General features: G+C 71.7%; 20 protein-coding genes. 14 read left to right on the top strand and 6 right to left on the bottom strand.

Features of this window, described 5'->3' with window-relative positions:
* Positions 1-37: 37 nt before the first annotated feature.
* Genes AC07FN_RS34775 through rimP form a run of 3 tightly spaced genes read right to left on the bottom strand, consistent with a single transcriptional unit; the run spans position 38 to position 2089 of the window.
* Positions 38-571, bottom strand: a complete 534-nt coding sequence (locus AC07FN_RS34775) for a YlxR family protein (protein WP_478399450.1) — start codon at positions 569-571, stop codon at positions 38-40.
* Positions 465-1535: a transcription termination factor NusA gene (gene nusA, locus AC07FN_RS34770; protein WP_452615463.1), complete on the bottom strand. Its 1071-nt coding sequence runs from the start codon at positions 1533-1535 to the stop codon at positions 465-467. Before nusA ends, AC07FN_RS34775 begins: the two co-directional genes overlap by 107 nt.
* Positions 1532-2089: a ribosome maturation factor RimP gene (gene rimP, locus AC07FN_RS34765; protein WP_478399449.1), complete on the bottom strand. Its 558-nt coding sequence runs from the start codon at positions 2087-2089 to the stop codon at positions 1532-1534. Before rimP ends, nusA begins: the two co-directional genes overlap by 4 nt.
* Positions 2090-2340: 251 nt before the next feature.
* Between rimP and AC07FN_RS34760 the strand changes: the two genes are divergently transcribed.
* A complete protein-coding gene (locus AC07FN_RS34760; protein WP_478399448.1) occupies positions 2341-2832 on the top strand; it encodes a hypothetical protein in 492 nt (163 codons plus the stop codon).
* Positions 2829-3275, top strand: a complete 447-nt coding sequence (locus AC07FN_RS34755) for a ferritin-like domain-containing protein (RefSeq protein ID WP_478399447.1) — start codon at positions 2829-2831, stop codon at positions 3273-3275. Before AC07FN_RS34760 ends, AC07FN_RS34755 begins: the two co-directional genes overlap by 4 nt.
* Before the next feature lie 9 nt (positions 3276-3284).
* On the opposite strand, the gene AC07FN_RS34750 is transcribed toward AC07FN_RS34755, so the two are convergent.
* Positions 3285-4106, bottom strand: a complete 822-nt coding sequence (locus tag AC07FN_RS34750; RefSeq protein WP_478399446.1) for a hypothetical protein — start codon at positions 4104-4106, stop codon at positions 3285-3287.
* Between the two features lie 79 nt (positions 4107-4185).
* Complete coding sequence (locus AC07FN_RS34745) at positions 4186-5205, bottom strand: aminotransferase class V-fold PLP-dependent enzyme (protein ID WP_478399445.1); 1020 nt, start codon at positions 5203-5205, stop codon at positions 4186-4188.
* Between the two features lie 57 nt (positions 5206-5262).
* Between AC07FN_RS34745 and AC07FN_RS34740 the strand changes: the two genes are divergently transcribed.
* From AC07FN_RS34740 to AC07FN_RS34730, 3 genes are all read left to right on the top strand, one after another.
* On the top strand, positions 5263-5673 hold the full coding sequence (locus AC07FN_RS34740) for a YjbQ family protein (RefSeq protein WP_132487358.1): 411 nt from the start codon (positions 5263-5265) through the stop codon (positions 5671-5673).
* 295 nt (positions 5674-5968) lie between these two features.
* Positions 5969-7255 (top strand): MFS transporter, encoded by a 1287-nt coding sequence (locus tag AC07FN_RS34735; RefSeq protein ID WP_478399444.1) that lies wholly within the window; start codon positions 5969-5971, stop codon positions 7253-7255.
* 61 nt (positions 7256-7316) lie between these two features.
* A complete protein-coding gene (locus tag AC07FN_RS34730) occupies positions 7317-8003 on the top strand; it encodes an HAD family hydrolase (protein WP_452615456.1) in 687 nt (228 codons plus the stop codon).
* Between the two features lie 86 nt (positions 8004-8089).
* Here AC07FN_RS34730 and AC07FN_RS34725 read toward each other — a convergent pair whose 3' ends face one another.
* The gene (locus AC07FN_RS34725; protein WP_478399443.1) at positions 8090-9835 is read right to left on the bottom strand and encodes a proline--tRNA ligase; all 1746 of its coding nucleotides are present in this window, start codon (positions 9833-9835) and stop codon (positions 8090-8092) included.
* Positions 9836-9959: 124 nt separating this feature from the next.
* Here AC07FN_RS34725 and AC07FN_RS34720 point away from each other — a divergent pair, with 124 nt between their 5' ends.
* The 9 genes from AC07FN_RS34720 (at position 9960) to cobM (ending at position 19059) form a co-directional block, all read left to right on the top strand.
* Positions 9960-10313, top strand: coding sequence for a VOC family protein (locus tag AC07FN_RS34720; RefSeq protein ID WP_478399442.1), 354 nt, complete (start codon positions 9960-9962; stop codon positions 10311-10313).
* A 75-nt stretch (positions 10314-10388) separates the two neighbouring features.
* Positions 10389-11687 (top strand): cytochrome P450, encoded by a 1299-nt coding sequence (locus AC07FN_RS34715; RefSeq protein ID WP_478399441.1) that lies wholly within the window; start codon positions 10389-10391, stop codon positions 11685-11687.
* 154 nt (positions 11688-11841) lie between these two features.
* Positions 11842-12771, top strand: coding sequence for an endonuclease domain-containing protein (locus AC07FN_RS34710; RefSeq protein ID WP_478399440.1), 930 nt, complete (start codon positions 11842-11844; stop codon positions 12769-12771).
* A gap of 66 nt (positions 12772-12837) precedes the next feature.
* Complete coding sequence (yaaA, locus tag AC07FN_RS34705; protein WP_478399439.1) at positions 12838-13581, top strand: peroxide stress protein YaaA; 744 nt, start codon at positions 12838-12840, stop codon at positions 13579-13581.
* A 227-nt stretch (positions 13582-13808) separates the two neighbouring features.
* Complete coding sequence (locus AC07FN_RS34700; RefSeq protein WP_478399438.1) at positions 13809-14771, top strand: serine protein kinase RIO; 963 nt, start codon at positions 13809-13811, stop codon at positions 14769-14771.
* A 226-nt stretch (positions 14772-14997) separates the two neighbouring features.
* Complete coding sequence (locus tag AC07FN_RS34695) at positions 14998-16605, top strand: DEAD/DEAH box helicase (RefSeq protein WP_478399437.1); 1608 nt, start codon at positions 14998-15000, stop codon at positions 16603-16605.
* A 56-nt stretch (positions 16606-16661) separates the two neighbouring features.
* On the top strand, positions 16662-17069 hold the full coding sequence (locus tag AC07FN_RS34690; protein WP_478399436.1) for a pyridoxamine 5'-phosphate oxidase family protein: 408 nt from the start codon (positions 16662-16664) through the stop codon (positions 17067-17069).
* 23 nt (positions 17070-17092) lie between these two features.
* Positions 17093-18319, top strand: coding sequence for a precorrin-6y C5,15-methyltransferase (decarboxylating) subunit CbiE (gene cbiE / locus AC07FN_RS34685; protein WP_478399435.1), 1227 nt, complete (start codon positions 17093-17095; stop codon positions 18317-18319).
* Positions 18316-19059, top strand: a complete 744-nt coding sequence (cobM, locus tag AC07FN_RS34680) for a precorrin-4 C(11)-methyltransferase (RefSeq protein ID WP_132487335.1) — start codon at positions 18316-18318, stop codon at positions 19057-19059. The genes cbiE and cobM overlap by 4 nt, the downstream gene beginning before the upstream one ends.
* The last annotated feature ends 115 nt before the right edge of the window (positions 19060-19174 follow it).

Below are 19174 nucleotides of genomic sequence, written 5' to 3'. Positions count from 1 at the left end.
GCCGATGCGCGTTCATGGCTTCAGCTTCACGGCTGATTCATGACGGGTCGACCTGCTTTCCTTCAGTTGCCTGGCGCGGGACGGATCCCGCGTCGGTCACGTCTTGAGCCGCCTGCTGCGGTTGCCCGGCACTCAGGTGGGCCTGCACGGCCGAGGTGTCCAGGACTCCCGGCACACGGAGTGCACGCGGAAAAGCCCGGCGCCGCTCGGCCAGACGCAGACACGCCGGATCGGGGTGCAGCCAAGCGCCCCGGCCCGGTTGCCGACGTCGTGGATCGGGTACAGCGACGGGACCAGCCCGACCGACCTCAGCCACCACACGCAGCAGCTCAGAGGATGACGTCCGGGCACGACACCCCACGCAGGTACGAACCGGCTCACGGCTTTCGCCGTGCTCACCGGACACCCGTGTGCGGATTGTCGCTCCCTCGCGTCGAACCTCCTCTGATTCTAACCCGACGACGTTACTCGGCCGAACCCACGGTCGGCAGTCCCTCCACCGCGGGGTCCAGACCGGACGCCTGCGCCGGGGGTTGCGCCGCCGGAGCAGCCGACGCACCCGGGTCGGCATCGCTGCGGATGTCGATCCGCCAGCCGGTGAGCCGAGCCGCGAGCCGGGCGTTCTGGCCTTCCTTGCCGATCGCCAGCGAGAGCTGGAAGTCCGGCACGACCACCCGCGCGGTCTTGGTGCGTTCGTCGACGACCTCCACCGAGACTACCTTGGCCGGCGACAGGGCGTTGCCGACGAAGGTCGCCGGGTCGTCCGAGTAGTCGATGATGTCGATCTTCTCGCCGCCGAGCTCGCTCATCACGTTGCGCACCCGCGAGCCCATCGGCCCGATGCAGGCGCCCTTGGCGTTGACGCCGCTGACGGTCGAGCGCACCGCGATCTTGGAACGGTGCCCGGCCTCCCGCGCCACCGCGGGGATCTCCACGGTGCCGTCGGCGATCTCCGGGACCTCCAGCGCGAACAGCCGCCGCACCAGGTTCGGGTGGGTGCGGGACAGCGTGATCTGCGGTCCGCGCGCGCTCCGGGACACCCCGACGACGTAGCACTTGATCCGGGTGCCGTGCTCGTAGTTCTCGCTGGGCACCTGCTCGGCGGCGGGGATCACGCCCTCGCTGTCGCCGACCGACACGATGACCATGCCGCGCGAGTTGGCGCGCGCGTCGCGCTGGATGACACCGCCGAGGATCTCGCCCTCCTTAGCGGAGAACTCGCCGAAGGTGCGCTCGTGCTCGGCGTCGCGCAGCCGCTGCAGGATGACCTGCCGCGCGGTCGTCGCCGCGATGCGCCCGAACCCCTCCGGGGTGTCGTCCCATTCCTCCTGCACGCTGCCGTCGGCCGCCAGGGTGTGCGCGAGGACCCGCACGACACCGGTCTTGCGGTCCACCTCCACCCGCGCGTGCGGCTGGTGCCCCTCGGTGTGGCGGTATGCGGTGAGCAGTGCCGATTCGATCGCTTCTAGGACCGTCTCGAACGGGATGTCCTTGTCGCGTTCGATCGCCCGCAGCGCCGCGATGTCGACGTTCACCTCGACTCCTCCGTGTCTTCCCGGTCGTCCCCCTCTTGGGAAACGCCGCTCGCAGCCCGCTCCAGCTTGACCAAATCCTCCGCCGGTGGCTGCTGGAACTCCACCTCGACCACCGCGCGTTCGACATCACGGTAGGCCACCCGGCGCAGTTCGCCGGCGACCAGCACCGTGACTCCTTCATCATCGGCCGCCCCGACCCGCGCCACCAACTTCTCGCCGTCGGCGAACCGGATCTTGACCAGCCGGTAGCGGGCGCGACGCCAGTGCCGCGCGCGGGTCAGCGGCCGGTCCACGCCCGGCGAGGTGACCTCGAGCGTGTAGGAGCCGGCCAGGACGTGCTCGTGCGCGTCCAGCACCTCCGACACCGCGCGACTGACGTCGGAGATCTCGTCGAGCCCGACGCCGTCATCGGAGTCGATGACGACCTTGATCAGCCGGCGGCGGCCGGCCTGCTGCACGTCGAACTCCTCGAGGTCGAAGCCCGATCTAGCCACGGCCTCGGCTACGACGGGCTCCAGCTGCGCGGTGATCTCACCGCGCGGCGGGCTGGACACGTTGGCACTCCCTAAATTCCGATCGGGGTCTGGGGCAGACCTGGAAACATCGCGGCACGGGGTCTCGCGGCCGGGCCGGCCGGCGGGACGTTCACGACCAGTGCTGTCCGTGCCGGCCGCGGTCGCCCAGGGTATCGCGTCCACCCGCACCCGAGCGCGGCGTGGGACCCCAACGATCGGCGGATCGTGCCGATCACCGGGGGCGATGCCCGGGCGTCCGGCCGGGTGATCGCCTGGCAGGATAGGCCGACGTGGAATCCCCTTCGCGAGCCAGGTCGCTGCTGGGGCGGCGGAGCGCGCTGCGGTTGCTCGCGGCCGTTCCGGTCGCCGCCGCGCTGACCGCGGCGTGCAGCTCGGCACCCGAGGAACCCGACCCGCTGGTGGCGCTGGCGGCCGCGGCGAAGTCCGACGCCCAGCTGGCGAAGGCGATCGCGCAGGCGCATTCGGGCCTGGCCGACGCCGCCGGCGAGATCGCCTCGGCGCGTTCCGAGCACGCCGCCGCGTTGCAGCGCGAGGTCGACCGGGTCAATCCGCGCGACCCCGAAGACCCGCCGTCGGTGCCCGATCCGGCACCGCAGCAGGCCCCGTCCTCGGCGAGCACGGCGGCGAAGGCGCTGCGCGATGCGCTGGCCGGCGCGCAGGACAGGGCGATCCAGCTGGTGGCCGGGGTGGAGCCCTACCGCGCCGGGCTGCTGGGATCGGTCGCGGCGAGCTGCGCGAGCCTGCGGGAGGTGCTCGGATGACGGAGCTTTCAGACGAGGCGGGAAACGCGCTGCGCAGCGCGTTGAGCGCGGAGCACGCGGCGGTGTGGGTGTACGGGCTGGCGAGCGCGTTCGCGAGCGAATCCCGCGTGCGCAGCGCGATCGGCGACGCGATGGAGCAGCACCGGAGGCTGCGCGACACCGCGGAGCGGGTGATCCGCGACGCGCAGCAGACGCCGTCGGCGGCTCAGCCGGCGTACGACGTCGGGGAGTCGGTGAGCGACCAGAAGGCCGCGATCGGGCTGCTGGTCAAGACGGAGACCGATTGCGAGACCGGCTGGCGTTCGGTGCTGGAGAACACCGAGGACGCCGCGCTGCGCGGTATCGCGCTCGACGGCCTGACCACCGCTGCCGTCCGGGCCACCCGGTGGCGGCTCACCGTCGGCACGCAGCCCGCCGCGAAGCCCTTCCCCGGTCAGCCCTGACCCCGGCGGTCAGCGCGGGGTCTGCTCCTGCGGCCAGCCGAGCTTCAGCGCTTCCTTGGTGACGTCGAGCAGCACCGGGTCCTTGTGCGGCGTGTTCTTGTCGAAGTAGGCCGAGTCGCCGATCACCACCAGCCGGTCCTGGCGGCCCGAGGCGTAGGCGTCGTCGTCCAGCGCCGGCATGCCCTTGGTGCCGTCCCGGCCGTCGTCGACCAGGTCCCGGATGTTGCCCGTGCCGTCCTTGGTGGTCAGGTCGTTGAGCTGCTGCGCGGTGGCCGCGTCCGGCATCAGGACCGTGACCAGCGAGGTCAGCACCCGGGTGCCGTCGGGCAGCTTGGTGCTGTAGAGCGCCCGCGTGAGGTGCGCGCACTCCTGCTTCTGGAAGAAGCTCTTGATCTTGGCCGTGGAGACGTTCTGGCAGCCCTGGAACGCTTCCTCGCGGCGGATCGGGACGAACTCGTAGCGCGGCACCTCCGCAGGCGGCGGTGCGGCCTCGTCATCGGTGTCCGGCTTGATCATCAGCCAGATCAGCCCGGACAGCACCGAGATCGCGACGAGCCCGAGCCCGCGCAGCAGCCAGCCGGTCGGCGTGATGCGACGCGGTTGCGGCTCCGGCTGCGCCACCGGGGCCTGCCAGCTCGTCGGCTGCTGCTGCGCCTGCGGCTGCACCGGCGGCTGCTGCACTGGCGGCGGCTGGTCGCGGCGGGGCGGTGGGGCGAACGCCGGCCGAGTGGCCTCGTCCGGCGGCACCGGCGCGCGATCCGGTCTGATAAGCGAGTTGTCGCGCCGCAGCGGCGTGGTTTCGCGCTGCGTGTTGGCTTGTGCTCCCGTCATCTCTTCGGGCACACCTCGTCGGTCCGGCACGAGCACCAACCGTAGCGGGCGCTGATTACAAGTCGGACACCCCGGATGGTCATCGCAGCGCACGCACCGCGCGCTCGACGTCGGCGGAGGTGTTGTAGAGGTGGAATGACAGTCGTGCCCGGCCCGCTCGCGCCGCGCAGGTGATCCCGGCCGCCGTGAGCTTCGACACGGCGTCCGGCGCGCGCACCGAGACGATCGCGGAGCCGGCGGCGGGCAGGCCCAGCGCCGCGCTGAACTCGTCGGCCAGCCCGGTGCAGTGCGCGGCGACCGCGGCCATGTCGAGCCCGGCCAGCCATCGCATCGCCACCGCCGCGCCGACCTGCGCGAACCACGTCGGCGAGAGGTCGAGCGAGCGGGCGCCACCGGCCAGCCGCAGCGGCAGGCCGTAGGTGGTGCTCCACGGGTCCTGCCCGGCGTACCAGTTCGCGCTGTTCGGCACGACCTCGGGCGCATCCGGGTGCACCGCCAGCCAGGCGGCGCCGCGCGGTGACAGCAGCCACTTGTAGGCGGCGCCGACGACCCAGTCAGCCCAGTCGAGCCGCACCGGCAGCCAGCCCAGCGCCTGCGTGACGTCGATGAGCACCCGCGTCGAACCCGCGGCGGCGCTCCGCCGGAGGCCGTCGAGGTCGGCGATCCGGCCGTCGCTGGACTGCACCGCGCTGACCGCCACCAGGTCGTGGTCCGCGGCGTGCTCCGCGATCTCGTCCAGCGGCACCTCGGTGACCTGCACGTCCGGTTGCGCGGCGAACGGGAAGACGACGCTGGTGAACTCGTTCTCGGCGACCAGCACGCGAGCGCCCGCCGGCAGGCTCGCCGCGACCAGGCCGACGAGCTGGGAGGCGGTGGCCCCGATCGCCACCCGCTCCGCGGTGGTGCCGACCAGCGCCGCGAACGACGCCCGCGCGTCGGCCACCGCCGGCTCGAAGTCCTCGGGCAGGTCGCGGCCGCGCCCCCAGCGCGCGACCGACTCCGCGACCGCGCGGGCCGCGTCGGCGGTCGGGATGCCGATGCTCGCGGTGTTGAGATAGCCGTCCGGGACGTCGAACCGCGCACCGAATGCCTCACGCATGGCGGCATCCTCGCACCGGCCGGGCCGGTTCCGGTACCGCTGCTTACGGTTGAACCCATGCACAGCGAGGAAATCGAGGTCCGGACCGGCTCCGTGGAAGTCGTCTACGACCTGGGCGCGGAGTGCGAGCGGTTCCTGCGTTCGGCCCGGGCGCGCGACGGCCTGCTCAACGTCTGGGTGCCGCACGCGACCGCCGGGCTGGCGATCATCGAGACCGGCGCGGGCAGCGACGACGACCTGCTCGCCGCGCTTCGGGACCTGCTGCCCGCCGACGACCGCTGGCGGCACCGCCACGGCTCGCGGGGCCACGGCCGGGACCACGTGCTGCCCGCGTTCGTCCCGCCGTACGCGTCTATCCCGGTGCTGGGCGGGGAGATGGCGCTGGGGACCTGGCAGTCGGTGTGCCTGGTGGACACCAATGTGGACAATCCGGTCCGCCGGGTCCGCCTGAGCTTCCTGCCCGGCTGATCGCGATTTTCATCCTGGAGCGGCCGTGACTGCGGAGCCCGACGTGCCGTGACCGCGCACGCTGCCGCCAAGCACCGGAGGCGCTTTCGGCCCACCCCCGCAACCGGCACCGCCGCGGGTTCTCAAACGCTTCATGGCGGCGGGCACCCGCAGTCCGGGAAGCCTCTGAGGTTCCGCTACCCGCACCGCCACGCAAAACGAGGTTGGAAAACCTCATTCCAATGGCATTGCGGATGAGGCGACTTCGAGCCGGGATCTTGCGCGGGGCGTGGTCGCGCGAGCACTCTTTGCGACCGTGACGACAACAGCTGGGGGAACTCGCCGCCTGGCCCGCGTGGTGTCCGCGGGCGTGGTCGGGACCACCGTCGAGTTCTACGACTTCTTCCTGTACGGGGCGGCCGCGGCCACCGTGTTCGGCCCGGTCTTCTTCCCGCATTCCGACGGGCTGCTCGGCGTGCTGCTGGCGCTGGTCACCTATGCCGTCGGGTTCGCCGCCCGGCCGCTGGGCGGCCTGGTGTTCGGGCACTTCGGCGACCGGGTCGGCCGCAAGCGGCTGCTGGTGATCAGCCTGGTCCTGATGGGCTCCGCATCGGTGCTGATCGGCGTGCTGCCGGGCTACCAGCAGATCGGGATCGCGGCGCCGCTGCTGCTGACGCTGCTGCGGCTGGTGCAGGGCTTCGCGCTCGGCGGCGAGTTCGGCGGCGCGGTGCTGCTGGTGGCCGAGCACGGGCCGCGCGAGCGGCGCGGCTTCTGGACCGCGTGGCCCCAGACCGGCGGGCCGCTGGGCAACCTGCTGGCCACGGGCGCCCTGGCCGCGATGGCGACCGCGACGACCGGCGCGCAGTACTCGGCGTGGGGCTGGCGGATCCCGTTCCTGGCGTCGATCGTGCTGGTCGTCATCGGGTTGTGGGTGCGGCTGCGGGTGGCCGAGTCGCCGCTGTTCCAGGCCGTCGCCGAGGAGAGCCGCGAGGAGCGGGCGCCGGTGCTCGAAGCGCTGGCCCAGTACCCGCGGCCGGTGTTCGCGGTGTTCGCGGCGCGCGTGGGCGAGAACGCCGCGTTCTACGTGTTCACCATCTTCCTGCTGGTCTACGCGGGCAACATCGGGCTTCCCACCACGATCACGACCACCGCGGTGGCCGTCGGTTCCCTCGTGCAAGCGTTGTCGATGCTCGCCGGTGGGGCGCTGTCCGACCGGCTCGGCCGCCGACCGGTGGCGATCACCGCCGCCATCGGCTGTGCATTGTGGACGGTGATCTTCTTCCCGCTGGTGGGCAGCCACGATCCGGTGCTGGTGTTCCTGGCGGTGGCGGTCGGGCTGCTGCTGCACGGCACGCTGACCGGCGCGCAATCCGCCTTCTACGCCGAGCTCTTCGGCACCTCGGTGCGGTATTCCGGGGTGTCGCTGGGATATCAGGCCGCCACGGTGGTCGCCGGCGCCGCCGCACCGCTGATCGGCGCGGCGCTGCTGCGGGCGACGCATTCGGCGATGCCGGTGGCGATCATGTTGATCTGCTGCCTGGCGCTGACGGTGCTGGGCATGTCGATCGTGACCGAGACCGCCCGCCGCGAGCTCGCCGCCTGAGCGCGCGGCTGCCGGGAAATCGGGCGTCACCGCACCGCCTGTCGGCTGGCAGGATGGTGCGGTGACGCGACTCGTGCTGTGGGACATCGACCTGACCCTGATCGACGCCCGGGGCTTCGGCTCCCGCTGGTACCGCCGCGCGCTCGCGGACGTGACCGGGAAGGCTCTGCAGCGCATGCCGGACACCGCCGGCCGCACCGAGCTGGCGATCACCACGGACGTGCTGGAGATCCACGGCAGCACCCCGGACGAGCCCACGATCGCGGCCATGTTCGCGGCGCTGACCAGCGCGGTCGCCGACACGCGCGACGAGCTCTCGCAGCGCGGCAGCGCGCTGCCCGGTGCGGCCCGGGCGCTGACGGCGCTCGCCGACGAGCCGCGGTTCACGCAGACGCTGGTGACCGGGAACCTCGCGGAGGTCGCCTTCCACAAGCTCGAATCGTTCGGCCTGCACCACCACGTCGACTTCGAGATCGGCGGCTTCGGCGAGGCCTCGGTGCACCGCCACGATCTGATCGCGGACTCCGTCGCCAAGGCCGAAGACCGCCACGGCGGGCCGATCTCCCCGGACGCCGTGGTGGTCGTCGGTGACACGCCGCACGACGTCGCGGGTGCGCTGCGCTTCGGCGCGGTCGCGGTAGGCGTCGCCACGGGCTCCAGCAGCGAGGACGACCTCCGCGCCGCGGGCGCCCACGCGGTCCTGCCGAACCTCGCCGACACCGACGCGGTGCTCACCGCGCTGTCCTGACCTGCGGCTGCCGGAACAGCGAAGAAACGGGGCCGTGGATCCCGGGAAACCCCGGGCCCACGGCCCCGTAATCGGCTTCGGGCCTCTCAGCCGCGGACGACGTCGATGAGGTGCTGCACCGCGTTGTCCGCCTCGACCTCCGCGCGGTCGCCGGAGCGACGGTCGCGGACCTCGACGACGCCCCTGGTCAGGCCCTTGCCCACCACCAGGACCGTCGGCACCCCGATCAGCTCGGAGTCGGCGAACTTCACGCCCGGCGACACCGTCCGGTCGTCCAGGATCACCTGCACGCCGGCCGCGTCGAGCTCGGCCGCGATGGCCTCGCCGCGCTCCCGGATGCTCTCGTCCTTGCCCGCGATCACCACGTGCACGTCGGCGGGCGCCACCTCGCGCGGCCACACCAGGCCGACCTCGTCGTGGCTCTGCTCGGCGATCGCGGCCACCAGCCGCGACACCCCGACGCCGTAGGAACCCATGGTGATGCGCTTCGGCTTGCCGTCCTGGCCGAGCGCGTCCAGCGAGAACGCGTCGGCGTACTTGCGGCCGAGCTGGAAGATGTGGCCGATCTCGATGCCGCGCGCGGCGACCAGGGTGCCGTGGCCGTCCGGCGACGGGTCGCCCTCGCGGACCTCGGCGGCCTCGATGGTGCCGTCCGGGGTGAAGTCCCGGCCGCACAGCAGGTCCACCACGTGGTGGTCGGTCTTGTCGGCGCCGGTGACCCACGCCGTCCCGGTCACCACGCGCGGGTCGACCAGGTACCGGACGCCGTTGTCCTGCAACGCCTTCGGGCCGATGTAGCCCTTGACCAGGAACGCGTTGGCGGCGAAGTCGGCCTCCTCCAGCAGCGCCACCTCGGCGGGCTCCAGCGACGCCTCCAGCCGCTTCATGTCGACCTCGCGGTCGCCGGGCACGCCCACGGCCAGCAGCTCCCAGTCCGACGAGCCCGGCTGCCGGGTCTTGACCAGCACGTTCTTCAGCGTGTCGGCCGCGGTGAACTTGCGGTCGGTGTTGGCGTTGAGGTAGTCGACCAGGGTCTCGATGGTCGGCGTGTTCGGCGTGTGGTGGACCTCGGCGGCCGCCTTGCCCTCGATCGGTTCGGCGGGCGGCGCGGGGGTGACCACGGCCTCGACGTTGGCGGCGAAGCCCGACTCGGTGCTGCGGACGAAGGTGTCCTCACCGGTCTCGCTCTCGGCCAGGAACTCCTCGGACGCCGAACCGCCCATCGCGCCGGAGGTGGCCGCGACGATCACGTAGCGCAGCCCGACCCGGTCGAAGATCCGGATGTAGGCGTCGCGGTGCAGCTGGTACGAGTTCGCCAGGCCCTCGTCGTCCAGGTCGAAGGAGTAGGAGTCCTTCATGACGAACTCGCGGCCGCGCAGGATGCCGGCGCGGGGCCGCTCCTCGTCCCGGTACTTCGTCTGGATCTGGTACAGCATGACCGGGTAGTCCTTGTAGGAGCTGTACTCGCCCTTGACGGTGAGCGCGAACAGCTCCTCGTGCGTCGGACCGAGCAGGTAGTCGCCGCCCTTGCGGTCCTTCAGCCGGAACAGGTTCGGGCCGTACTCGGTCCAGCGGTTGGTCGCGTCGTAGGGCTCCTTCGGCAGCAGCGCGGGGAAGTGGATCTCCTGCGCGCCGATCGCGTTCATCTCCTCGCGCACGACCTCCTCGATCTTGCGCAGCACCCGCAGGCCCAGCGGCAGCCACGAGTAGATGCCCGGCGCGATCCGGCGGACGTAGCCGGCGCGGACGAGCAGCTTGTGGCTCGGCACCTCGGCGTCGGCCGGATCCTCGCGCAGGGTACGCAGGAACAACGTCGACATCCTCGTGATCACGGCTACTAGCTCCTCGTCCGGCCCGATACGTCAACCGCAGGGTAGCGACCCACCCCGGGGTCACCACCAGCGGATTACCCGCGCCGCCCGGCGGCTGTCGGGGTCGGCGCCTATCTTCCGCGCCATGGCACTGAACATCGGCATGGTGACGATCGACTGCGCATCGCCCCGGAAGCTGGCCGACTTCTGGACGCAGGCCCTGGACACCTCCGTCGTCCTCGACGTCGGTGAGTTCGTGATGCTCGCCGCGAACCAGGAGGGCGGGGTGGCGCTCGGGTTGCAGCAGGTGGCGGAGCCGCGCGCCGGGAAGAACCGGGTCCACGTGGACCTGGGCACCACCGACCGGCAGGCCGAGGTGCGCCGCCTCGTCGAGCTGGGCGCCACGGAGGTCGGCGAGCACGAGGGGCCCGGCGGCCTGGCTTGGACCGTGCTCCAGGACCCGGAGGGCAACGAGTTCTGCGTGGCCAGCGGACACTGATCCGGTTGGCCCATTGTCGGGCCGCCGCGGGTGCGGTTACCTCGAACGAGGTGTCCGTTTCACGTAGGGGGTCCGATGTCCGCTCAGCAGGCCCGCAGCGACGGCGGCCGATCAGCGGAGTGGAGCCTCCGCGCGCGTTTGCTCGCGCAGGGGGCGCTGACCTGGCTCTTCGCGGTGCGCGGCGACCCGATGGCGCGCCTGTTGCACGCCCCGTGGCGGGACGATCCGTACCCGCTCTACCGGCAGATGCGCGAGCAGGGGCCGCTGGTGCGCAGCAAGCTCGGGGTGCTGGTCGCGACGACCCACCAGCTGTGCGACGAGGTGCTGCGGGACCGGCGGTTCGGCGTGCGCACCAGCGACGGGTCCTACGGCGACCCGACGGCCGCCGCCGTTGACCTGCAGCTCTCGCTGCTGGAGCTCGATCCGCCCGATCATTCGCGGTTGCGCAAGCTCGCCGCCCCGGCCTTCCGGACGCGCCGCCTGGAGACCTACCGCGAGCGCATCGAGCAGATCGCCCACGACTTGCTGGACCGGGCCGCCGAGCGCCGCGAGTTCGACGTGGTCCGGGACTTCGCCGGGCCGCTGCCGATCCGGGTGATCTGCGAGCTGCTCGGGCTGCCGCCGCTGGACGCGCAGCGGCTGGCGCACCACGGCACGGTGCTGGCCGGCGCGCTGGACGGGGTCCGGTCGGCCCGCCAGCTCCGGCAGATGCGGGAGTCCTTCGGCGAGCTCGACGCGATGTTCACCGGGCTGATCGAGCAGCGCCGCGCGGATCCCGGCGAGGACATCGTCAGCGACCTGGTCGCCGCCCTCGACCAGGACAAGCTGACCGGCGCCGAGCTGGTGCAGCTGTGCGACCTGCTGCTGGTCGCCGGCTTCGAGACGACGGTCAACCTGATCGGCAATGGCACCCTCGCGCTGCTGCAGCACCCGGAGCAGTGGGATCTGCTGCGGGCCGATCCCGGCATGGCGTCGGCCGTGGTCGAGGAGACGCTCCGCTGGGATCCGCCCGTTCAGGTGACGATGCGGATCGCGCACGAGCCGGTGGAGCTGGCCGGTCGCCGGCTCCGGGCGGACACGCCGGTGCTGGCGGTGCTGGCGTCGGCCGGGCGGGACCCGGCGGTGCACGACGACCCGGACCGGTTCGACATCACCCGCCCGGACCGGGGTGATCACCTCGCGTTCTCCTCGGGCATCCACTACTGCCTGGGCGCGCCGCTGGCCCGGCTGGAGGCGGAGATCTCGTTCCGCTGCCTGGCGACCCGCCTGCCGGGGCTGCGCCGGGCGGGAGCGGTGGTCCGCCGCCCGACGTCGATCATCCACGGCCTGTCCGCCCTACCGGCCACCACCAACCGCACCCTCTCCCCCGCCTGACGTCCCCCGTCCCGACTCGAGGTCCCGCAATTTCAATGGAAATCGGACCTTCGATTTCCATTGAAATTGCGGAAGTTATCCACAAGGGGGTCGACCTATCCACAGATTTTCGGCGAGGTGTATCTGATCGAGGGTCTCGCGCCTCTACATCTACATGAGACTCCAAGCGTTCCCTCCCGAAATCGGCGACACCCCCCACAAGCTCTTCCTCCGCTCCGAGGCCATTGCCGCGGGTCTCACCGACTGGCAGTTGCGGGGCAGCGCGTTCCGCAAGGTGCTGCACGGGGTCTACACCACCTGCGACACCCAGCTGACGCACGAGCTCAAATGTGCCGCAGCGGCCATGACCTTGCCGAGCGGCTCGGTGATCACCGGCCGATCCGCTGCGACGCTGCGTGGTGTGCCGCTCGCGGATTTCAGGGCGCCGGTCGAAGTGATCGTGCCCCGCGTTGACGGGATGCTTCGCAGGAACGGACTCCGCTGCACCGCTGCCCGAGCCTTCGACTTCGAGCACTCGTCGTGGCGTGGGATCGGGGTGGCGGGATTTCCGCGCATTTCGTTCGACATCCTGAAGCAGCGCTCGATGTCCCAGGCCGTCGCGTACTGCGACGCGCTGCTGCACGCGGGGAGCATCACGATCGAGGAGATCGCGGGCTTCCTTGTCGGCAGGAAGGATCATGGAATCGTCCGGGCGCGTATGCGGCTCGAACATCTCGACGGCCGCGCGGAGTCCGTGCCGGAGTCGATCCTCCGCGTCGAACTCGCGCTGCGCGGACTACGCCCGGTTCCGCAACTGGAGGTATTCGATAGTGATGGATTCGTCGCGCGGGTGGACCTCGCCTTCGAAGCCGCCCGGGTCGCGGTCGAGTACGACGGGGGATGGCATGCGGACCCGGCGCAGATCAAGCGCGACGAGATCCGGCGGAACCGTCTCAGGAGTCTCGGGTGGGTCGTCATCATCGTGACGAGCGACCAGCTTCGGGAGGGTTTCGACCAGGTCGTTGCGAGGATCCAAGCCGCGTTGAAGCACCAGTACGCAATTTCCATTGAAATTGGAGGTTCGATTTCAATGGAAATTGCGTGACCTCGGAGGTGAGGTGCTGCGCACCGGGCTCGCCGGCCTCGTCCGGGGACCGCTTAGCCTGGTGGGGTGTTGGTTCTGCTTCCTCCTTCGGAGACCAAGGCCGTTGGCGGCGCCGGGGCGCCGCTGGATCTCGACGCCCTGTCGCATCCGGAGTTGACGCCCACCCGGCGGAAGCTGATCGAGGCACTGTCCACTTTGGCCGATGACGTGCCCGCCAGCCTGGCCGCACTGGGGTTGTCGGAGCGCCAGGTGGAGGAGGTCGAGCGCAACGCAGAGCTGTGGGATTCGCCCACTGCTCCGGCACTCGAGCGCTACACCGGGGTGCTGTACGACGCGCTGGACGTCCGGTCGCTGTTGGCCGCCGAGCGCTCGCGGGCCGATGCCCGGCTGGCCGTCGCTTCGGCGCTGTTCGGGCTGGTCCGGGGCACCGACGCGATCCCCGCCTACCGCCTGTCCGGGGGCAGCGCGCTGCCCGGGTTCGGGACGTTGCGCAGCGTGTGGCGCCCAGTGCTGGAGCCGGTACTCGCCGACGCCGACGCGCTGGTGGTCGACCTGCGGTCGGGCGCGTACTCGGCGCTGGCCAAGGTGCCGAACGCCGTTGCGGTTCGCGTGCTGTCCGAAGACGCGGCGGGCAAGCGGAAGGTCGTCAGCCACCACAACAAGTCGCACAAGGGGAAGCTGGCCCGGGCCCTGGCCCGGACGCCCGAGGAGCCCGGTGCGCTCGAGGACGTCCTCGACGTGGCCAACGACGCCGGGCTGCAGGTGGAACGCGAGGGCGCGCGCGGGCTCTGCGTCGTCGTCCGGGCCTGACTTTCCGGGCGCGGAAATTCGGTTGCGGCGGCGGCCGTCGATCGATCAGACTTACTTCGACCAGTTCGCGCAGCTCGGAAAGTTGGAGGGAGGTTCGCCATGGTGGCCTTTGTGACCTTCGCGCGCGTGCGTATTCCGCGCAGCTACCGCCGAACCCGCCTCTCTCCGCCACGCGTGCGCTGAAACACCGGTGCCCGGCGGAGGTCCCGCTTGAGGAGCACCAGATCTTGTCTGCGTACGACGAGTACGACCCAGACTTCATCCGCATCACGAAGCCGATCAAGAACCGCAAGCCGAAGCAGTCGAAGAAGCGCCGCTTCGACGACGAGCCGATGCGGCGCGGCCGACTCACCGAGGAGGAACGCACCCTGCTCGCCGCGCTGCGCGACGAGCCAGAACCACGACCGCTGCCCGACGGCGCCGACCGCTGGTCCACCTGGGACACCGGGGAACGCGGCCCCGGGCCGCACCCGTCCTGGCTGGTGACCGAGCTGGCCGCGGTCGACCACGAGCTGGGCGTGCTCAAGACCGGCAAGGAAGCCGACGTGCACCTGCTGCGCAGGTCGGTGCCCGGTGGGAGTTCCTGCCTGCTCGCGGCGAAGCGGTACCGCGACATGGATCACCGGATGTTCCACCGCGACGCGGGCTATCTCGAAGGCCGGCAGATGCGCAAGTCCCGCGAGATGCGGGCGATGCAGCAGCGCAGCTCGTTCGGGCGCGGCATGATCGCGCAGCAGTGGGCGGTGGCGGAGTTCGCCGTACTGTCGTCGCTGTGGCTGGCCGGCGTGCCGGTGCCCTACCCCGTGCAGCGCGTCGGCACCGAGGTGCTGCTGGAGTTCCTGGGGTCCGCCGACGGGACGTCGGCTCCGCGGCTCTCGGCGCTGCGGCCGACGCCGGACGAGCTCGACGAGCTCTGGCTGCAACTCGTCGACGCTCTCCTGGGGCTGGCCGAGCAGGGTTACACCCACGGTGACCTGTCCGCGTACAACGTGCTCGTGCACGACGGCAAGCTGATGCTGATCGACCTGCCGCAGGCGGTCGATCTCGCGGCGAATCCGCGGGGGCCCGAATTCCTGCGACGTGACGCGGACAACATCGCCGGCTGGTTCCGCGCCCGCGGTGCCGACGAGCACCTGGCGGATCCCGAGGCACTGACGGTTCTCCTGGCCACAGCGGGAAATGTGATGTGACCGCGGTCTCAGCGCCGGGTCCGGCCACCACGCACGCCAGCCACCGGCGACCGCGCGTGATCGGCTAGACTCGGCGCTGAACCGGGCCGGAAACCCACCGGCCGACCACGAGTCAACGGACTCGGAATCCACATCCATCGGCGCGAATGCGCCGGGCTCGTCCTTGCGATCGCACGCGGTCTCCGCGAAGCCTCCCCGTGACGTGCCGCATCTCGGGAGTTTCTTCGTGCCATCAAGTTCGTCCAACACGCCCGCGCGCTCGTCCCGGCGGCCCCGCCGGCGCCGCCCGCAATCCCAGCAGCCGGCGCCGAAGCGCAGCCTGTTCGACGAGGTCGGCGTCACAGCCGTCGACCCGGCGCCCTTCGACCAGCTCGGGCTGCCGAAGCGGCTGGTGAGCGCCCTGGCCCACAACGGGATGGTCGAGGCCTTCCCGATCCAGGCGGCCACCATCCCGGACGCGTTGACCGGACGGGACGTGCTGGGCCGGGGCCAGACCGGATCCGGCAAGACGCTGGCCTTCGGCCTGCCACTGCTGGCGATGCAGGAGGGCAACGCCCGCCCGCTGCACCCGCGCGGGCTGGTGCTGGTGCCGACCCGCGAACTGGCGACGCAGGTCACCGATGCCCTCAAACCGCTGGCCAAGGCGCTCGGCCTCTACGTCCGCGAGGTCGTCGGCGGCACCTCCTTCACCCGGCAGGCCGACACGCTACGCCGGGGCGTGGACGTGCTGGTCGCGACGCCCGGCCGGCTGGCCGACCACGTGCGCCAGGGCACCTGCGTGCTGTCCGAAGTGGAGCGGACCGCGCTCGACGAGGCCGACCAGATGGCGGACATGGGCTTCCTGCCGCAGGTCCGGGAGCTGCTCGACCTGGTCCCGGCCGACGGCCAGCGCCTGCTGTTCTCCGCGACGCTGGACGGCGACGTCGACAAGCTCGTCGAGCGCTACATGACCGACCCGGTGGTGCACTCGCTGGCGCCCCCGGCGGCGAGCGTGGACAGCATGGAGCACCACCAGCTCCTGGTGTCCGCCGCGGAGAAGCAGGCGGTGCTCGCCCGCATCGCAGCCCGCGAGGGCCGCACGATCATGTTCGTGCGCACCAAGCACCACGCCGACCGGCTGGCGAAGAAGCTGCGCGCGGTCGGGATCCGGGCCGGAGCGCTGCACGGCGGCAAGGCTCAGAACGCGCGCACCCGGATCCTCGACGAGTTCAAGACCGGCGAGACCGAGACCCTGGTGGCGACGAACGTCGCCGCGCGCGGCATCCACGTCGATGACGTCAGCCTGGTGGTGCACGTCGAGCCGCCGGCCGACCCCAAGGACTACCTGCACCGAGCGGGCCGAACCGCCCGTGCGGGCGCGACCGGCACCGTCGTCACCCTGGTCACGGACGACCAGAAGCAGGCCTTCCGGACGATGGCGAACCAGGCCGGGGTCACGGCCACGACCACGACGGTCGGCCCGGAGGACGCCGAACTGGCGCGCCTGACCGGAGCCCGCGAACCCGACGGCGTCGCCATCGTCGACCCGAAGCGGCGCGAAGCGCCGCGCAGCAGGCCCGCGAAGCAGGGCGGTGCGCTGCGCAGTCGCGGCGCGAGGCAGAGCGAAGCGCCGCGAGGCGCGACGCGGCGCACCGAGTACGAGGCCGGCGAGCCCAGGGCGAGCCGCAGGCCGCGCCGTGCGGACGGCAACGGCCAGGGGCGCCGCGACAGCGGCCGTAGCGCCGAAGGCGCGCATGGAGATCGCGCCGGCCGCGGCGTGCACGGTCCGTCCGGGCGCGGTGCCCGGCGAGGCCACGGCACCCGCAACGACCGCGGCGGTGCGCGCCGGGGGTGACGCGCGGCTGCGGCGCTCGTGAACACGCGTCGCCAACCCGAGCAGGAGGGAAACCGGTGGGCCAGAAGTCGCCGCTGGACGGCAAGGGCGAGGATTTCCTGCAGTTCTGGCAGGAACGGCACCTGTGCACGCTGACGACGGTGCGACGCGACGGCACACCGCACGTCGTTCCGGTGGGCGTGACCCTCGACGTCGAGTCGGCGGTCGCGCGTGTGATCTCCTCGGGCACCTCGCACAAGGTGCGACAGATCCTCGCCGCCGGGCCGGCGGGCGTGCCCGCGTCGGTCTGCCAGGTCGACGGGCGGCGCTGGTCCACATTGGAGGGTCGCGCCGTGGTGCGGGACGATCCCGGCGCCGTGGCCTACGCGGAGGCCCGGTACGAGCAGCGCTACAAGAAGCCCCGCCCCAACCCGTCCCGCGTGGTGATCGAGATCTCCGTGACGAAGGTCCTCGGCACGGTATAGCGGCGACGTGGTGAGGTGGTGCGGTGACCGTTCACCAGGAGAAGCCGGAGCTCGTCCACGTCGTGGGAATCGGGGCCGACGGCGCAGCGGGTCTGTCGCCGCACGCCCGGGAGATCGTCGATTCCGCGGATGTGCTGTTCGGCAGCTCGCGACAGCTGGACCTCGTGCCCGAAGCGAACGGACGGCGGGTGACCTGGCCCACGCCCATGCTGCCCGCGCTGCCCGGCCTGCTCGCGGAGCACGCCGACCGGTCGATCTGCGTGCTGGCCAGCGGTGACCCGATGTTCTACGGGGTCGGCGCGACCCTGGTGAAGTTGCTGGGCCGGGATCGGGTGCGGATCGTTGCGCACCCGTCATCGCTGTCGCTGGCCTGCGCTCGAATGGGCTGGCCGCTGCAGGAAACGGCCGTCGTGAGCCTCGTCGGCAGGCCGGTGGAGCTGCTGCACCCCCGGCTCCAGCCGGGAAACCGGTTGCTGGTCCTCAGTTCCGACGGCGGCACGCCGGACGAGGTGGCCGCGCTGCTGCGGGCCCGCGGTTACGGGACGAGCAGCGTGACGGTGCTGTCCGACCTCGGCGGCGTGCAGGAGGGCCGGACGAGTTCCACCGCGGACGACTGGGACCGGCCGGCGGTGAGTCCGCTCAACGTGATCGCGGTCGAGTGCCGCCCGGCTCCCGACGCGAACCTCCTGCCCAGCACGCCAGGTCTGCCCGACGACGCCTTCGAGCACGACGGGCAGCTCACCAAGCGCGACGTGCGGGCGATCACGCTGGCGCGGCTGGCCCCGACGCCCGGGCAGTTGTTGTGGGACGTCGGTGCGGGCGCCGGTAGCATCGCGATCGAGTGGATGCGCAGCGATCCGGCCTGCCGGGCGATCGCGATCGAGCACCGCGAGGACCGGGCACGGCGCATCGCGACGAACGCGAGCGCGCTGGGCGTCCCCGGCGTCCAGGTCGTCACCGGAGCCGCGCCGCGCGCGCTGGACGGGCTGGACCAACCCGACGCGATCTTCATCGGTGGCGGTGGCACCGCGCCGGGCGTGCTGGAGGCGTGCTGGGCCGCTCTGCGGCGAGGCGGTCGGCTGGTGGTCAACGCGGTCACATTGGAGTTGGAGGTGCTGGTGACCGACTGGTACGGCCGCCACGGCGGTGAGCTGGTCCGGATCTCGGTGGAGCGCGCGGCGCCGATCGGTGGCTACACCGGCTGGCGACCGGCGATGCCGGTGACGCAGTGGGCGGTGAGCAAGCGATGACAGTGCGTTTCGTGGGTGCCGGGCCCGGCGCCGCAGACCTGATCACCGTGCGGGGGCGCGACGTGATCGCTTCGTCGCCGGTGTGCCTGTACGCGGGCAGCCTGGTCCCGGCGGAGCTGCTGGCGCACTGCCCGGCCGACGCCAGGCTGGTGGACACGGCGAAGCTGACGTTGGACGAGATCCTCGCCGAGATGCTGGCCGCCCACGGAGCCGGGCTCGACGTGGCTCGGCTGCACTCCGGGGACCCGTCGGTGTTCAGCGCCGTCGCCGAGCAGATGCGCCGGCTCGACGCGGCCGGGATCCCCTACGAGGTGGTGCCGGGCGTGCCGGCGTTCGCGGCCGCGGCGGCCTCGCTGAAGCGGGAGTTCACCGTGCCGGGGGTCGGGCAGACCGTGGTGCTCACCCGCACCTCCGCGCGTGCGACACCGATGCCCGAGCACGAGGACCTCGCCACGCTCGGCCGGAGCCGGGCGACGATGGTGCTGCACCTCGCGGTCAACCGCATCGAGCAGCTCGTCGAGGAACTGCTGCCCAACTACGGTGCGGACTGCCCCGTGGCCGTGGTCGCGAACGCGAGCCGTGCGGACGAGATCGTCCTGCGCGCAACGCTTTCCGACATCGCGGAACGCGTGCGCGCCGCGGGCATCGTGCGAACCGCCGTCGTCGTGGTGGGCCAGGTGCTGACCGCGTCGGAGTTCCCCGACAGCCACCTCTACTCCGCCACCCGCTGCCGCGACTAGGGCTTGGGCCCCTGGGTGTACCGCAATTTCCATTGAGCGTTTTTCATCCTTCGTGTTCGAGGGTGAGGATGGCTCGGGCGAGGGTGCCGACGCGGTGTGGGCAGCAGCGGACGCG

It is taken from the genome of Saccharopolyspora sp. NPDC045941 (genome assembly GCF_056431445.1).
Note: the sequence above shows the minus strand (reverse complement) of the source record. Positions and strands in the feature narration are given on the sequence as shown.

Excerpts from the sequence above, each read along its gene's own strand:
- AC07FN_RS34740 (WP_132487358.1), top strand. The coding sequence starts at position 5,263 with ATGCACAGCGAGGAAATCGAGGTCCGGACCGGCTCCGTGGAAGTCGTC.
- AC07FN_RS34775 (WP_478399450.1), bottom strand. The coding sequence starts at position 571 with ATGCCGACCCGGGTGCGTCGGCTGCTCCGGCGGCGCAACCCCCGGCGC.
- AC07FN_RS34745 (WP_478399445.1), bottom strand. The coding sequence starts at position 5,205 with ATGCGTGAGGCATTCGGTGCGCGGTTCGACGTCCCGGACGGCTATCTC.
- AC07FN_RS34720 (WP_478399442.1), top strand. The coding sequence starts at position 9,960 with ATGGCACTGAACATCGGCATGGTGACGATCGACTGCGCATCGCCCCGG.
- AC07FN_RS34750 (WP_478399446.1), bottom strand. The coding sequence starts at position 4,106 with ATGACGGGAGCACAAGCCAACACGCAGCGCGAAACCACGCCGCTGCGG.
- cobM (WP_132487335.1), top strand. The coding sequence starts at position 18,316 with ATGACAGTGCGTTTCGTGGGTGCCGGGCCCGGCGCCGCAGACCTGATC.
- AC07FN_RS34710 (WP_478399440.1), top strand. The coding sequence starts at position 11,842 with ATGAGACTCCAAGCGTTCCCTCCCGAAATCGGCGACACCCCCCACAAG.
- AC07FN_RS34715 (WP_478399441.1), top strand. The coding sequence starts at position 10,389 with ATGTCCGCTCAGCAGGCCCGCAGCGACGGCGGCCGATCAGCGGAGTGG.
- AC07FN_RS34755 (WP_478399447.1), top strand. The coding sequence starts at position 2,829 with ATGACGGAGCTTTCAGACGAGGCGGGAAACGCGCTGCGCAGCGCGTTG.